The sequence below is a fragment of the Bradyrhizobium sp. BR 1433 genome, assembly GCF_051547665.1.
GTDB classification, from domain to species: Bacteria; Pseudomonadota; Alphaproteobacteria; order Rhizobiales; family Xanthobacteraceae; genus Bradyrhizobium; species Bradyrhizobium australafricanum.
The window spans coordinates 1,095,527-1,109,825 of record NZ_JBPUGG010000001.1; the positions used below are offsets into that span (position 1 = coordinate 1,095,527).

The following is a 14,299-nucleotide window of genomic DNA, read 5'->3' on the forward strand; positions in this document are numbered from 1 at the left end:
CAAGCGTCGACTCTTATTCCTTGGGGAATTCCAGTCCCATTTCCTTGTAGCGGTCGGGATCGTCACCCCAGTTCTCGCGCACCTTGACGAACAGGAACAGATGCACGGGGACGCCCATGATCTCGGCGATCTCGGCACGCGCCTGCGCGCCGATCGACTTGATGGTGGCGCCGCCCTTGCCGAGCACGATCTTGCGCTGGCTCTCGCGCTCGACAAAAATCGTCTGCTCGATGCGGATCGACTTGTCCTTGCGGTCGGTCCAGCTGTCGGTCTCGACCGTCGACTGGTACGGCAGTTCCTGATGCAGATGGCTGTAGATCTTCTCGCGCGTGATCTCGGCCGCCAGATGCCGCATCGGCGCATCCGACATCTGGTCCTCGGGATAGAGGAACGGCCCTGCGGGCACCAGCTTGGCGAGCGTCTGCCGCAAATCGGCAACGCCGTCGCCGGATAGCGCCGAAATCATGAAGGTGTGCTCGAAGCGCATCCGCTCGTTGGCGGCCTGCGCCAGCGCCAGCAGCTTCTCGCGCTGCACGAGATCGAACTTATTCAGCACCAGGATCTTCGGATGGGCGACGGTTTCGAGCTTGGCCAGGATCGCGTTGGCCTCTTCGTCGAGGCCCGACTTCGCATCGAGCAGCACGCAGACGAGATCGGCGTCGTGCGCGCCGCTCCAGGCGGTCGACACCATGGCGCGGTCAAGCCGGCGCCGCGGCGCGAAGATGCCGGGCGTGTCGACCAGGATGATCTGCGCGTTGCCTTCGATCACGATGCCGCGGATCAGCGCGCGCGTGGTCTGCACCTTGCGCGAGACGATCGTGACCTTGGAGCCCACCAGCGCGTTGACCAGCGTCGACTTGCCGACATTGGGCGCACCGATCAGCGCGACGAAGCCACAGCGCGTCGCGTCCCCTTGCCCTTTGGCCTCGTCAGTCATTGGTGCCGACGCCTTCGCGCTCGATCATCGCGGATGCCGCCGCCTTCTCGGCCGCGCGCTTGTTGCCGCCGAGGCCCTCGGCGGAGGCCAGGCCCGGCAGGTCGACCGCAACGCGGAATTGTGGATCGTGATGCGGGCCGGTGCGTTCGACCTCGCGATAGACCGGCGTCGGCAGCCCCTTGCCCTGTGCCCATTCCTGCAACACGGTCTTGGGATCGCGCAGCGGCCGGCGCAGCTTGTGCATCCGTTCGGTCCAGTTGCGCTCGACAAACTGGCGCGCGGCCTCGTAGCCGCCGTCGAGAAAGATCGCCCCGATCACCGCTTCGCAGATATCGCCGAGCACGGACTTGCGCAGCCGGGCGCCCTCGACCGCCTTCACCATGCCGAGCTTGATGTCCTCGAGCAGCCCGAGCGCCTTGGCGACGTCGGCGCAACTTTCCTTGCGCACGAGGTCGGCGAGCCGCTTCGACAATTCGCCCTCGTCGGCCTTGGGGAACGACCGGAACAACATGTCCGAGACGATCAGCCCGAGCACGTGGTCGCCGAGGAACTCCAGCCGCTGGTAGCTGTCGGCGCGGTTACGGGTGGCGGGCTTCAGCGCGGAGACGTGGGTGAACGCGGTGGTCAGCAGCGCGGGATCCTGGAACGTGTACCCGATCCGCGCCTCGGTGCCGGCGATCGCGGCCTTCTCCTCAGCGGCCTTGGCCGCCTTGCTGCGCCGCTTCTTCGGCGCGGCTGTGCTGTCGGCGGCAGGCGTCTGGCTCGGCTCGCCGGTCGGCGCTTGATCGTTGATGGATGCGGTATCGTCGTTCATCGCACGATAGAGAATAGGCGATTCCACCGCACGGCAAGCGGCCAGCGCCAGATCATCCAGGCCTGCTCGCCCTCGGCGATCGAGAAGAAGATCATCTGGGCTCGCCCGATGATGTTCTCGAACGGCACGTAGCCGACCTGCGACAGGAAGCGGCTGTCGGTGGAGTTGTCGCGGTTGTCGCCCATCATGAAGAAATGCCCGGGCGGAACGGTGTAGACGATGGTGTTGTCCATGTAGCTGTTGTCGGTGCAGTCCAGCGTCTCATAGCTGACGCCGTTCGGCAGCGTCTCCTTCCAGCGCTTGACGCGGGCGGTCGCATCCGCCGAGCCGCAGGGATCCTCTCCGACGAAATCGCTCAGCCGCTCCCGCTTGATCGGCTCATCGTTGATGTAGAGCAGCCCGCTCTTCACCTCGATGCGGTCGCCGGGCAGCCCGATGACGCGCTTGATGTAGTCGGTGGAGTCGTCCCGCGGCAGGCGAAACACCACGATGTCGCCGCGGTTCGGCTCCGAGCCGAAGATGCGGCCCGAGAAAATGTTCGGCGAGAACGGGATCGAATAGTGGCTGTAGCCATAGGAATATTTCGAGACGAACAGATAGTCGCCGACCAAGAGCGTCGCCTTCATCGACCCGGAGGGGATGTTGAACGGCTGGAACAGGAAGGTGCGGATGACGAGCGCGATCAGAAGAGCATGGATGACGACGCGGATGGTCTCGCCCAAGCCGCTTTCAGATTTGGTCCCGGTGGTCACGCTCATTGCTTTCCCAATTCCCGTGGACTGATGTCCACGCGGTGGCAGAACGTTCTCTTCGCGCGAAGCGTTCGGCCTTCGCGTGAGGAAAATGGCCTTGATTCTGATCTTGAGGGCAAATTCCGGCCTAAACCCGGAATCAGCATCTCGCTCGATATAACCCTGCGGCGTTTTAGACGGTTGTTCGCAGGGGCGCAATCAATCGTCGCCTCAAAACTTCGCAATTCATTGAAATATCAATGATTTTTTAGTTTGCTGAAGTTTTCCGGCAGAATCCGGCGCCGCGGCCTCATCTGGCGGGCGCAACCGCCGAAATTATGACGAAGGCCTGGGCCAACGGCCAATCGTCGGTGATCGAAAGGTCGATCTGCGCCTGCATGCCCTCGGGCGTCAGTTCCTGCAGCCGGGCCAGCGCCCCGCCGGTCAGCCGCATCGACGGCCGCCCGCCCGGCAGGTTCACGACGCCCATGTCCTTCCACCACACCCCGCGCCGGATACCGGTGCCGAGCGCCTTGGAGCAGGCTTCCTTGGCGGCAAAGCGCTTGGCGTAGGTTGCGACCACCATCTTCTCGTTGTTGGCGCGGCGCATCGCCTTGGCGCGCTCGGCGTCGGTGAAGATGCGATCGAGGAATCGCTCGCCATGGCGCTCGATCACCTTAGCCACCCGGGTGATGTCGATCAGGTCGGAGCCGATGCCGATGATCATGCGCTGACGCCACCCTGCGCCCTGGCGCGGCCGCGGTCCATCGCCGCACGCATCTCACGCACCGTCCCGGCGATGCCGACGAACAACGCCTCGCCCATCATGAAATAACCGATGTTCAACTCCCGGATTTCGGGCAGCGCAGAAATCGTCTCCGCGGTGTCATAGTCGAGCCCGTGGCCGGCATGGACCTCGAGCCCGGCCGCCTGCGCGAGCTTGGCGCCGGCGCTGATGCGCTTCCATTCGGCCTCCGCCTTGTCCTGGTGGCCGTCGACCACGGCGTCGCACCAGCCACCGGTGTGGATCTCGATCACCGGCGCCTTCAGCTTCGCCGCCATCTCGATCTGCCTGGGATCGGCGGCAATGAACAGCGAGACGCGGATGCCGGCGTCATTGAGCCGCGCGATGAACGGCGCCAGCGCGTTGTGCTGGCCGACGACATCGAGGCCGCCTTCGGTGGTGAGTTCCTGGCGCCGTTCCGGCACCAGGCAAACCGCGTGCGGCTTGGTGGCGAGCGAGATCCGCAGCATGTCGTCGGTCGCCGCCATCTCGAAGTTCAGCGGCTTGGAGATCTCGGCCTTGAGCCGCGCCATGTCCTCATCGCGGATGTGGCGGCGATCCTCGCGCAAATGCGCGGTGATGCCGTCGGCGCCGGCCGCGATCGCGGCAAGCGCCAGCCGCACCGGATCGGGCCGCGCTCCGCCCCGCGCGTTGCGCAGGGTGGCGACGTGATCAACATTGATACCGAGACGCAGCGGCGGAGACGACATCAAATCACTCTCTGACAAACCAGTTGAACCATCACTTCATCCTAAGGAGCGGCGTCTGCGCCGCGTCTCGAAGGATGTGGCCCCCGTCTCGGGCCGCATGGTTCCCGAGCGATGCGGAAGCATCGTCCGGAGACGGCGCTGACGCGCCTCCTCACCATGAGGGCCGATGACAGGCGGAACCCTAACCATTGACGCGCTCGACCCGAGCGACGACGGCCTTGGCGCGCAACTGGGCGATGATAGCGCTGAGATGCTTGAGGTCATAGACCTCAAGATCGATGGTCAGCTCCGTGAAGTCAGGCGATTGGCGCGACATGTGGATGTTGTCGATATTGCCGTCGTGCTCGGCGATCACGGTCGCGATCTGGGCGAGGCTGCCGGGCTCGTTGACATTGTGGACCAGGATGCGGGCCGGGAAGCGCTGCGGCATGGTCTCGTCGATATCCCAGCGCACGTCGAGCCAGCGCTCCGGCTCCTCCTCGAAATCCTTCAGCGCGGGCGACTGGATCGGATAGATCGTGATCCCCTCGCCCGGCGTGACGATGCCGACGATCCGGTCGCCCGGCACCGCACCGCCGTTCGGCGCGAACTTCACCGGCAGGTCGGAGTTGATGCCGCGCACCGGGATCACCGAGGTGGCGCGCGCCGGATGCGGCGGGTTCTGCGTCTTCAGCTTGGCGGCGAGGCCCTTCTTGGCGCCGTAGCGCACCAGCCGCTCTTCCTTGTAATCGGGATACATCGCGCGCGCGACGTCGGAGGCCTTGATCTCGCCGCGCCCGACCGAGGCCATCACGTCCTCAATCGAGCTGCGCGCGAGCCGCGGCAATGCGCCCTTCAGCTTGTCGTCGGCGTATTCGATCTTGGCGCGGGCAAACAGGCGGTCGACGATGCGGCGGCCGAGGCCGGCATATTGGTCGCGCACCGCGTCGCGGGTGGCACGGCGGATCGCGGCCCGCGCCTTGCCGGTGCGGGCGAGCGCCTCCCAGGCCGACGGCGGCGCCGACTGCGCCTTCGAGGTCAGCACCTCGACCTCGTCGCCGTTCTGCAGCTCGGAGGACAGCGGCGCGAACTTGCCGTTGATCTTGCAGCCGACCGCGCTGTTGCCGACACCGGTGTGCACGGCATAGGCGAAATCGATCACGTTGGCGTTGCGCGGCAGCGCGATCAACTTGCCCTTCGGCGTGAAGCAGAACACCTGGTCGTGGAACAGCTCGAGCTTGGTGTGCTCGAGGAATTCTTCCGGATTGGCGCTTTCCGAGAGGATGCCGATGGTGTGGCGCAGCCAGGCGAAGGCGTTGGACTCGTGCTTCAGCCGCTCGTGCGGCGAGCCCGCGCCCTCCTTGTAGAAGGCGTGCGCGGCGATACCGAACTCGGCGATCTGGTTCATGTCCTCGGTGCGGATCTGCAGCTCGACGCGCTGCTTGCCCGGCCCGATCACCGTGGTGTGGATCGAGCGGTAGTCGTTCTGCTTCGGGGTCGAGATGTAGTCCTTGAAGCGGCCCGGCACCACCGGCCAGGTGGTGTGGACGATGCCGAGCGCGCGGTAGCAGGCCCCGACATCGTCGAGGATGATGCGGAAGCCGTAGATATCGGACAGCTGCTCGAAGCCGACCGACTTGCGCTCCATCTTGGTCCAGATCGAAAACGGCTGCTTGCGGCGGCCGAACACCCGCGCGGTGATGCCGTTCTTCTGCAAATTCTTGGAGAGCTGGGTTTCGATCTCGCCGATCAAATTGCGGTTGCGCTCGGCCAGTGAATCGAGCCGCTGCTTGACCACCGCATAGGCCTCGGGATCGAGCACGAAGAACGACAGGTCCTCGAGCTCCTCGCGCATCTCGTGCATACCCATGCGGCCGGCCAGCGGCGCATAGATATCCAGCGTCTCCTCGGCGATGCGCCGGCGCGAGGCCGGCGGCACGAATTCCAGCGTGCGCATGTTGTGCAGCCGGTCGGCGAGCTTGATCAGCAGCACGCGGACGTCGTCGGCGATCGCAAGCAGCAGCTTGCGCAAATTCTCGGCCTGCTTGGCCTCGCGCGACACCAGTTCCAGCCGCTTCAGCTTGGTCAGGCCTTCGACCAGCGCGCCGATCTCGTGGCCGAACACATTGTCGATCTCGGCCCGCGTCGCCTCGGTATCCTCGATCGTGTCGTGCAGCAGCGCCGCCACGATCGTGGCGTCGTCGAGCTTGAGGTTGGTGAGGATCGCGGCGACCTCGAGCGGATGCGAGAAATAGGGATCGCCGGAGGCACGGGTCTGCGTGCCGTGCGCCTTCATGGCGTAGACATAGGCGCGGTTGAGCAGGTCTTCGTTGGTGTCGGGGTTGTAGGAGCGGACGCGCTCGACGAGGTCATATTGTCGCATCATTCGCGTCCGCGGCTTGGCCGGCCTCTCCGCCGTGGACGACGTCGGCGCAACCGCGACCGTTTCGGTTGCAGCCTGCATCTGGATGGAACTGCGGCGTCGATACGCCATGAACTCGCTGCCTCTCGCGCGGGACCGGAACGTCCCACCTTTCCTCAATCTAGTGCGCTTTCCAATGAAGCAGCACCCCGCGCGGGCCCTGGAACCATTCAATTTCCCGCGTCCGCATAGGACGCACCGTAACAGCAAAATTGTCAACAAAAGCAAAGGCCCGGAGCAATGTCCGGGCCTTCGGCAAATCTGTTCGAAACGACGGCGAGCTTACTCGTCTTCCTCGGGCTGCTCCTCCGGGGGCGCCAGTCCCTCGAGGCCCTTCAGCAGCTCTTCCTCGGTCATCCGCTCGACCGCCACCTCGGTGTCGTCGGCGTCGACGCTAGCACCGGCGGAACCGATCAGCGGCACGGTGTCGGGCTCGGGCTCGTCGACCTCGACGAACTTCTGCAGGGAGTGCACGAGTTCCTCTTTCAGGTCTTCCGGCGAGATCGTCGAATTCGGCAATCTCGCGCAGCGAGACGACCGGATTCTTGTCATTGTCGCGATCAACCGTGAGTTGCGACCCCGACGAGATCATCCGGGCGCGATGCGCGGCCAACAGGACGAGGTCGAAACGATTGTCGACCTTGTCAATGCAATCTTCGACGGTGACGCGAGCCATCTCAAGGCGCTCCGTGGTAAAAGGGATCGAACATGTAGGTTATGAGGGTTAGTTATAGGCCTAGCCCCCGTTTCGCAAGGTAAAATTTGTGATTTGCCTTCCGAACAGGCTCTGATAACCCGGTCTGACGGGGGCCAGAAGGGCCGGAGCGTCTGACGACATGGCCAGGTTGCTGTCCCAGGCGAGTAAATCTCTTCATTGCAATGTCAAGGGTCTAGGCTTTTTGCCCTCGCCTCACCATAATTGCGGTGGTGACTGTCGTGGGGAAAGATTTACAGAACTTTAGGCAGCAACGCCGGAAATTGCGCGCGGTTGATCACCGCCGCGCTAAGAACACTAACAACCACGCGAGAACACTTTGATGTCGTCACCTGTTTCCAACAAGATCGCGCTCTTCATCGACGGAGCGAATCTTTACGCCACCGCGAAGACGCTGGGCTTCGACATCGACTACAAGCGCCTCCTCAAGGAGTTCCAGAGTCGCGGCACGTTGCTCCGTGCGTTCTACTACACGGCGATCATCGAGGATCAGGAGTATTCGTCGATCCGCCCGTTGATCGACTGGCTCGATTACAACGGCTACACCGTCGTCACCAAGGCGACCAAGGAATTCATCGACGCCAGCGGCCGCCGCAAGGTGAAGGGCAACATGGACATCGAGCTTGCCGTCGATGCCATGGAACTCGCCGAGCACATCGACCAGATGATTCTGTTTTCCGGCGATGGCGACTTCCGCTCGCTGGTGGAGGCCGTGCAGCGCCGCGGCGTTCGGGTCACGGTCATCTCCACCATCGCCAGCCAGCCGCCGATGATCGCCGACGAGCTGCGCCGCCAGGCCGACGTCTTCACCGACCTTGTCGAGCTGCAATCCAAGCTCGGCCGTGATCCGTCTGAACGCCCGGCCCCGCGCGAACCGCGTCACCACTCCCCGCAATTCCTGCAGCGCGCGACCACCATGGCCCCACGGGGAGCCGATGACGATTTCGACGAGTAATCTCGTCGCTGCTGCTACGCGCCCCGACAGCAACTGTCAGCTTTGTGTCAGGCTGGCCGACTTCCGCGCGCAGGCGCGCGCGCTGCATCCGGACTGGTTCAACTCGCCGGTGGAATTGTTCGGCGATCCGAATGCGCGGTTGTTGATCGTGGGCCTCGCGCCGGGCATGCAGGGCGCCAACCGCACCGGCCGTCCCTTCACCGGCGACTACGCCGGTGATCTGCTCTACGCGACCTTGCTCGAATATGGTTTTGCCAGCGGCGTCTATCAGGCGCGGCCGGACGACGGCCTGAAGCTGGTCGACGCCCGGATCAGCAACGCGGTGCGCTGCGTGCCGCCGCAGAACAAGCCGCTGCCGGCCGAGATCAACACCTGCCGGCAATTCCTCCGCGCCACCATCGCCACGATGCCGAAGCTGCGCGCGATCGTGCTGCTTGGGCGAATCGCGCACGAATCGACTCTCAAGGCATTGGATGTTCGCTTGGCGGCCGCGCCCTTTGTGCACGGTGCCGTGCATAGCGCGGGCAAATTCAAGCTCTACGACAGCTACCACTGCTCGCGCTACAACACGAACACCGGCGTGTTGACGACCGATATGTTCCGCAAGGTGTTCGCGACCGTGCGCAAGGAACTCGGCTAGCACATGCGAGGAGGCGCCCGCACCATTTCGGAATATTAGAAATATATCCCTGAATTGCCCGACGTGTCAAGCTGCCTGGGCGAACGCCGGCCGCCGCCGGCTCCTTTGCATGGGGTTGTTTTCGATATTCTGGCAGCGCGACCTGCGACGGCCCCATAACTTCGTATTGCTCTAGTCTAGCTAGTCCGTCCGCGGATTGGCCTTCAGCCATTCCAGCACGTCTCCGGCGTTCCGGTCGGGCGGGAACACCGGATAGAACGCGTGGCTGATGCGCGCATCGTCGATCACAAGGGCGAGCCGCTTGATCAGCGTCAGGCCCGCCACCGACATCGTCGGCAACTTCAACGTGCGCGTGAGTTCCAGCGCTTCGTCGGACAGCACCGGAAACGGCAGATGCAGGCGCGACGCCATCTCGGTCTGGTACGCATTGCTTTGCGTCGACAGCCCGAACACCTGGGCGGCGCCGGCCGCCTTCAACTCGGCGAACAGGTCGCGGAACGCGCAGGTCTGCGGGGTACAGCCGCGGGCGCCCGGGATCATGTCCCAATCGTCGACCAGCCCGATCTTGCCGGGCTCGCCGGTTCGCGGATAGGCGAACACCACGGTGCGGCCCTTGAGCGCCGACAGCGCCACCGCGGTGTCGTCGGTGGCGCGCAGCCTGACCGGCGGGATCGTCATGCCGACGAGGTGCGCCGCACCGCCGTCATCCGTCGGCGCCGGGATCTTGCTCCAGTCGACGTCAGTGAGGCTGCTTTGGCTCATCGGACCCTCTCCATCCGCCGTCATCGCAATGACGCCGTTCCGCACCGTGCTATCCCCGCGCTCGCATCAGGCGGCCCTTCTCGCGGCCCCAGTCACGCTTCTTCACGGTCTCGCGCTTGTCGTGCAGCTTCTTGCCCTTGGCGACCGCAAGCAGCAGTTTGGCACGGCCGCGCTCGTTGAAGTACAGCTTCAGCGGAATGAGCGTCATGCCCTCGCGGTCGACCGCGCCGAGCAGCTTGTTGATCTGCTTGCGATGCAGCAGCAGCTTCCGCGGCCGCTTCGGCTCGTGGTTGAAGCGGTTGGCCTGCAGATATTCAGGAATATTGGCGTTGATCAGCCAGATCTCGCCGTTCTTGGAATCCGCATAGGATTCCGCGATCGTGCTCTTGCCGTTGCGGATTGATTTCACCTCGGTGCCGGTCAGCGAAATGCCGGCCTCGATCGTGTCCTCGATTGCGTAGTTGAAGCGGGCCTTTCGGTTTTCGGCAACAACCTTGATCGGGCGTTCGTTCTTCTCGGCCACTTTAGCTCTTCTTGAGGAGGTCGCGGATTTCCGTCAGCAGCACGACTTCGTCGGACGGCTTCGGCGGTTCGGCGGGCTTGGCCTCATCCTTGCGTTTGAACTGATTCATGAAGCGGACGACCATGAACAGCACGAAGGCGACGATCAGGAAATTGAGCGTCAGCGTCAGGAAGCTGCCCCAGGCCAGCACCGCGCCCTGCTTCTTGGCGTCGGCGAGGTTGGTCGCGTTCACGGCCTTGGAAAGCCCGGTGAAATAGTTGGAGAAGTCGAGTCCGCCCGTAATCGCGCCGATGATCGGCATGATGATGTCGCCGACCAGCGAGGTGACGATCGCGCCGAAGGCTGCACCGATGATGACGGCGACGGCGAGGTCGACGACATTGCCCTTCATCGCGAATTCGCGGAATTCCTTCAGCATACCCATCCCCTTCTGCTCGACATTGCGCACGGCATTGTTCACGGGCGGTACGGTCCGGCTCAGTTGATCAGGCCGGCATGCACCATGGCGCTGCGGACCGCCTGGCGGGTCGCTTCGGTGACCGGCACCATCGGCAGGCGCAGCTTCTCGTCGAGCTTGCCGAGCAGCGACATCGCGTACTTCACCGGCGCCGGATTGCTCTCGATGAACAGGTTGGTGTGCAGCGGCATCAGCTTGTCATGGATCTTCAGTGCCGTGGTGACGTCGCCCTTCTGCCAGGCGGTCTGGAACTCCGAGCACAGCCGCGGCGCGACGTTCGAGGTCACCGAGATGCAGCCATGGCCGCCATGGGCCATGTAGCCGATGATGGTGGCGTCCTCGCCGGAGAGCTGGTTGAAATCCTCGCCCATCGCGGCGCGCTGCTGCGAGACCCGCACCATGCTCGCGGTGGCGTCCTTGACGCCGGCGATGTTCTTCAGCTCGAACAGCCGCTTCATGGTGTCGACCGACATGTCGATCACCGAGCGCGGCGGGATGTTGTAGATGATGATCGGGATGCCGATCGCATCGTTGATCGCCTTGAAGTGCTGATACATGCCTTCCTGGGTCGGCTTGTTGTAGTACGGCGTCACGACCAGCACCGCGGTGGCGCCGGCCTTCTCGGCGTGCTCGGCGAGCTCGATCGCCTCCTTGGTCGAATTCGAGCCGGCACCGGCGATCACGGGCACCCGGCCCTTGGCCTCCTCGATGCACCACTCGACCACCCGCTTGTGCTCGTCATGGCTCAGCGTCGGGCTCTCGCCGGTGGTGCCGACCGGCACCAGGCCGTGGGTGCCCTCGGCGATCTGCCAGTTCACAAGGCCGCGGAAGGCGGCTTCGTCCACCGAGCCGTTTTTGAAGGGCGTCACCAAGGCAGTGAATGATCCCCGGAATTTTGTCTTGGCTGCCATGGACTTCCTCCAAACGCTTCAGGCTAAAGGCTAGGTCGACGGACCTTTGTTGTTGGCGCGCTTCACGTCCGTGCGACCGGCACCCGGTTGTTGCGAAACGCCATGAAACGCAATTCATATCGGGTCTGGCGGACAGGCGAAAGGGCCGTACCGTACCTATTCCCAACGGTAATCTGCGGCGCGCGAAATCGTTTCCGGCCGCGATTTTGCCGTTGTGCTGGCGCAAACAGCCGCACCGGCAGGCTTCTTAGTATTTTGTGTACGTTTTCAATCAAATAAGAACCCATGGCCCAAACGACCAGATGATTCGGGGCCGCAGAGGACTTCTGTGATCCGTTCCGTTCGTGCAGGCACATTGCGGTCGACGGCGCTAGCGACGAGCCTGGCGCTCGTTGTCGGCCTTGCCGCCATCACGGCAGATGCCTGGGCCGCCGAGGATGCTCCAACCGCGAAGCCGGCTGCCCAAGACGCGGCTTCCAAGGGCGCCGCCTCCAAGATCGCGCCGAAGTCCACGGCTCCGAAGGCGGCGGCGTCAAAGCCAGCGGTAACCAAACCCGGCGCCGCCAAGACTGACGCGGCCAAGACTGACGCTGCCAAGACCAGCGCTGGAAAGACTGACACTCACAAGGCAACGTCGTCCATGTCCGGCGCGGTCAAGACGGACGGAGCCAAGGCCGCTCCTGCCAAGACCGAAGCTCACAAGGCAACGGCTCCGAAGCCCACGGAATCCAAGGGCACCACGTCCAAGACCAACACATCCAAGACCACCGCGGCCAAGCCCGCCGCTCCGGTTGCAACGGGAACTGTATCGAACAGGTCGGTGCCCGCGCCCGCACTGGTTCCGGCAACCCGCCAGCATGCCGCGCCGATCGCGCGCAAGCCGGTGCTGCCTGCGGCCGTGGCCGCGACATCCTCGACGTCGCAGTCGGACAAGGAAGCGCTTGCAAGCGTCGTCGAGCTGCTGCGCAAGCGCAGGCCGGCGGACGCCACCGAGGCCGAGGCGTCGATCTCCGATCCGGTCGCGCGCAAGCTTGCCGAATGGCTGATCCTGCGCAGCGAGGACAACGGCGCCTCGGTCGAGCGCTACCGCGCCTTCCTCGACGCCAATCCGAGCTGGCCGTCGCAGACCTTCCTGCGTCGCCGCATCGAGGCCTCGTTGTGGGACGACCGCCGCGACGACTCCGCGGTCTGGGCCTGGTTCCAGAATGAATCGCCGGTCTCGGCCAAGGGCCGGCTGGCACTCGCCAAGGTCATGATCGGACGCGGCGACCGCGGCAATGCCGAGCGCCTGGTCCGCGAGGCCTGGCGCAACGACGGGATGAGCGAGGACACCGAAAACACCGCGCTCGAATTGTTCGGCTCCTTCCTGACTGCCGGCGATCACAAGGCACGCATGGACACCATGCTGTACGGCACCGACAACGAGGCCGCCGGCATGCGCGAAGCCAAACGCCTTGGCTCCGGCTACGTGGCGCTCGCGAAGGCACGCATCGCCGCCACCCGCAAGGGTTCGAACCTGCGCGCGCTGCTGGAAGCCGTGCCGAGCGAACTCTCCGGCGACACCGGCTACTTGTTCGCCAGGATCCAGTTGCTCCGCCGCGAGGAGAAATTCTCCGAAGCCGCGCGGCTGATGCTGAGCGCACCGAAGGAAGCTTCCCGCCTCTACAATGTCGACGAATGGTGGATCGAGCGCCGGCTGCTGGCGCGCAAGATGATCGACACCAACGAGTTTCGCACCGCCTATCTGATCGCGCGCGACGCGGCGCTGCCGGCCCGCGATATCTACAAGACCGAGCAGGAATTCACTTCGGGCTGGATAGCGCTGCGCTTCCTCAACGATCCCGCCCTCGCCGCCCAGCATTTCGCGCGGATCGGCGTCGGCAGCGCCAACCCAACCGCGCTGGCGCGTGCCGGCTATTGGCAGGGCCGCGCCGCCGAGGCCGCCGGCCGCGGCCAGGAGGCGCGCGCCGCCTACGGACGCGCTGCTGAGCAGTCCACCAGTTATTACGGCCAGCTCGCGCGCGCCAAGCTCGGCCTGCCGCAGATCGAGCTGAATAGCGCGCCGCGCGGCCGCGGCGCCGACCGGCTGGAGATCGTGCGCGCGGTAGCGCTGCTCTACGAAATCGACGCGCGCGAGCTCGCGATCCCGATCTTCGGCGACATGGGCGACAATGGCGATCCGGAGGCCCTTGCCGGCCTCGGCGAGCTCACCGCGCGCCACGGCGATGCCCGCGGCATGCTGCTGATGGGCAAGGCCGCGCTCAACCGCGGACTGCCGTTCGACCACTACGCCTATCCGGTGAACGGCATTCCGTCGTTCCGCCAGGTCGGGCCGGAGGTCGAGCAGAGCGTTGTCTACGCGATCGCGCGCCAGGAGAGCGCGTTCAATCCTGCAGTGGTGTCGCCGGCCCAGGCCTACGGCCTGATGCAGGTGACGCCGGACGCCGGACGCTACGTCTGCAAGCGCGCCGGCATCGGCTTCGACCTCAACCGGATGAAGACCGACCCGGTCTACAACGCGATGCTCGGCGCCGCCGAGCTCGGCGGCCTGCTCGAGGACTATCGCGGCTCCTACATTCTGACCTTCGCGGCCTACAATGCCGGCCGCGGCAGCGTGCGGAAGTGGATCGAGCGCTATGGCGATCCGCGCGATCCCAAGGTCGACGCGGTCGACTGGGTCGAGCCGATTCCGTTCTCGGAGACGCGGAACTACGTCCAGCGGATCATGGAAAACCTGCAGGTCTATCGCGCCCGGTTCGGCGGCGGCACCAAATTGCAGATCGAGGCCGATTTGCGCCGCGGCGCCAGCGTGGAATGAGCCGCCGCTGCCGGTTTTCAACAGGCTGGGCGACCGCCGCTTCCAGCCTCGACCAAAAATCTCACTAATCTATTGTTATATCTTGCATTTTAAGCATCCGCGCACTCCGATACGAGCCGATCGGCGCGGTATATAAGGGCT

The 14,299-nt window shown here is 64.5% G+C and carries 13 protein-coding genes and 1 pseudogene; 3 read left to right on the forward strand and 11 right to left on the reverse strand.

Annotated features, from left to right (window positions below; genetic code table 11):
- Positions 1-13: 13 nt before the first annotated feature.
- The 7 genes and pseudogenes from era to rpoZ all read right to left on the reverse strand — a co-directional run bounded on the left by era (position 14) and on the right by rpoZ (position 7,053).
- Positions 14-937, reverse strand: coding sequence for a GTPase Era (era, locus tag ACSKB9_RS05575; protein WP_438071943.1), 924 nt, complete (start codon positions 935-937; stop codon positions 14-16).
- Positions 930-1,751 (reverse strand): ribonuclease III, encoded by an 822-nt coding sequence (rnc, locus tag ACSKB9_RS05580; RefSeq protein WP_438071944.1) that lies wholly within the window; start codon positions 1,749-1,751, stop codon positions 930-932. Before rnc ends, era begins: the two co-directional genes overlap by 8 nt.
- Positions 1,748-2,509, reverse strand: coding sequence for a signal peptidase I (lepB, locus tag ACSKB9_RS05585; RefSeq protein ID WP_028333840.1), 762 nt, complete (start codon positions 2,507-2,509; stop codon positions 1,748-1,750). Before lepB ends, rnc begins: the two co-directional genes overlap by 4 nt.
- Before the next feature lie 283 nt (positions 2,510-2,792).
- Complete coding sequence (gene acpS, locus ACSKB9_RS05590; RefSeq protein WP_021078359.1) at positions 2,793-3,209, reverse strand: holo-ACP synthase; 417 nt, start codon at positions 3,207-3,209, stop codon at positions 2,793-2,795.
- Positions 3,206-3,976 carry a pyridoxine 5'-phosphate synthase gene (locus ACSKB9_RS05595; RefSeq protein ID WP_438071945.1) on the reverse strand — a complete coding sequence of 257 codons (771 nt, stop codon included), beginning with the start codon at positions 3,974-3,976 and terminating at the stop codon, positions 3,206-3,208. The genes acpS and ACSKB9_RS05595 overlap by 4 nt, the downstream gene beginning before the upstream one ends.
- Positions 3,977-4,157: 181 nt before the next feature.
- A complete protein-coding gene (locus tag ACSKB9_RS05600) occupies positions 4,158-6,449 on the reverse strand; it encodes a RelA/SpoT family protein (protein ID WP_026192848.1) in 2,292 nt (763 codons plus the stop codon).
- Positions 6,450-6,659: 210 nt separating this feature from the next.
- Positions 6,660-7,053, reverse strand: a pseudogene (rpoZ, locus tag ACSKB9_RS05605) (DNA-directed RNA polymerase subunit omega).
- A gap of 361 nt (positions 7,054-7,414) precedes the next feature.
- On the opposite strand from rpoZ, the gene ACSKB9_RS05610 reads away from it, so the two are divergent.
- Together ACSKB9_RS05610 and ACSKB9_RS05615 are read left to right on the forward strand one after the other, a co-directional pair.
- Complete coding sequence (locus ACSKB9_RS05610; protein WP_016844002.1) at positions 7,415-8,047, forward strand: LabA-like NYN domain-containing protein; 633 nt, start codon at positions 7,415-7,417, stop codon at positions 8,045-8,047.
- The gene (locus tag ACSKB9_RS05615) at positions 8,028-8,687 is read left to right on the forward strand and encodes a uracil-DNA glycosylase (protein ID WP_438071946.1); all 660 of its coding nucleotides are present in this window, start codon (positions 8,028-8,030) and stop codon (positions 8,685-8,687) included. Before ACSKB9_RS05610 ends, ACSKB9_RS05615 begins: the two co-directional genes overlap by 20 nt.
- 180 nt (positions 8,688-8,867) lie before the next feature.
- Here the strand turns inward: ACSKB9_RS05615 and ACSKB9_RS05620 are convergent, their stop codons facing one another.
- From ACSKB9_RS05620 to dapA, 4 genes are read right to left on the reverse strand one after another with little or no spacing between them, the layout of a single operon-like run.
- Complete coding sequence (locus ACSKB9_RS05620; RefSeq protein WP_438071947.1) at positions 8,868-9,449, reverse strand: peroxiredoxin; 582 nt, start codon at positions 9,447-9,449, stop codon at positions 8,868-8,870.
- Positions 9,450-9,498: 49 nt separating this feature from the next.
- The gene (gene smpB / locus ACSKB9_RS05625) at positions 9,499-9,972 is read right to left on the reverse strand and encodes an SsrA-binding protein SmpB (RefSeq protein WP_229159708.1); all 474 of its coding nucleotides are present in this window, start codon (positions 9,970-9,972) and stop codon (positions 9,499-9,501) included.
- Position 9,973: 1 nt separating this feature from the next.
- Positions 9,974-10,390 carry a large conductance mechanosensitive channel protein MscL gene (gene mscL / locus ACSKB9_RS05630; RefSeq protein WP_057020874.1) on the reverse strand — a complete coding sequence of 139 codons (417 nt, stop codon included), beginning with the start codon at positions 10,388-10,390 and terminating at the stop codon, positions 9,974-9,976.
- Between the two features lie 59 nt (positions 10,391-10,449).
- The gene (gene dapA, locus ACSKB9_RS05635; RefSeq protein WP_076834417.1) at positions 10,450-11,340 is read right to left on the reverse strand and encodes a 4-hydroxy-tetrahydrodipicolinate synthase; all 891 of its coding nucleotides are present in this window, start codon (positions 11,338-11,340) and stop codon (positions 10,450-10,452) included.
- 328 nt (positions 11,341-11,668) lie between these two features.
- On the opposite strand from dapA, the gene ACSKB9_RS05640 reads away from it, so the two are divergent.
- Positions 11,669-14,158, forward strand: a complete 2,490-nt coding sequence (locus tag ACSKB9_RS05640; protein WP_438071948.1) for a transglycosylase SLT domain-containing protein — start codon at positions 11,669-11,671, stop codon at positions 14,156-14,158.
- Positions 14,159-14,299 lie beyond the last annotated feature (141 nt).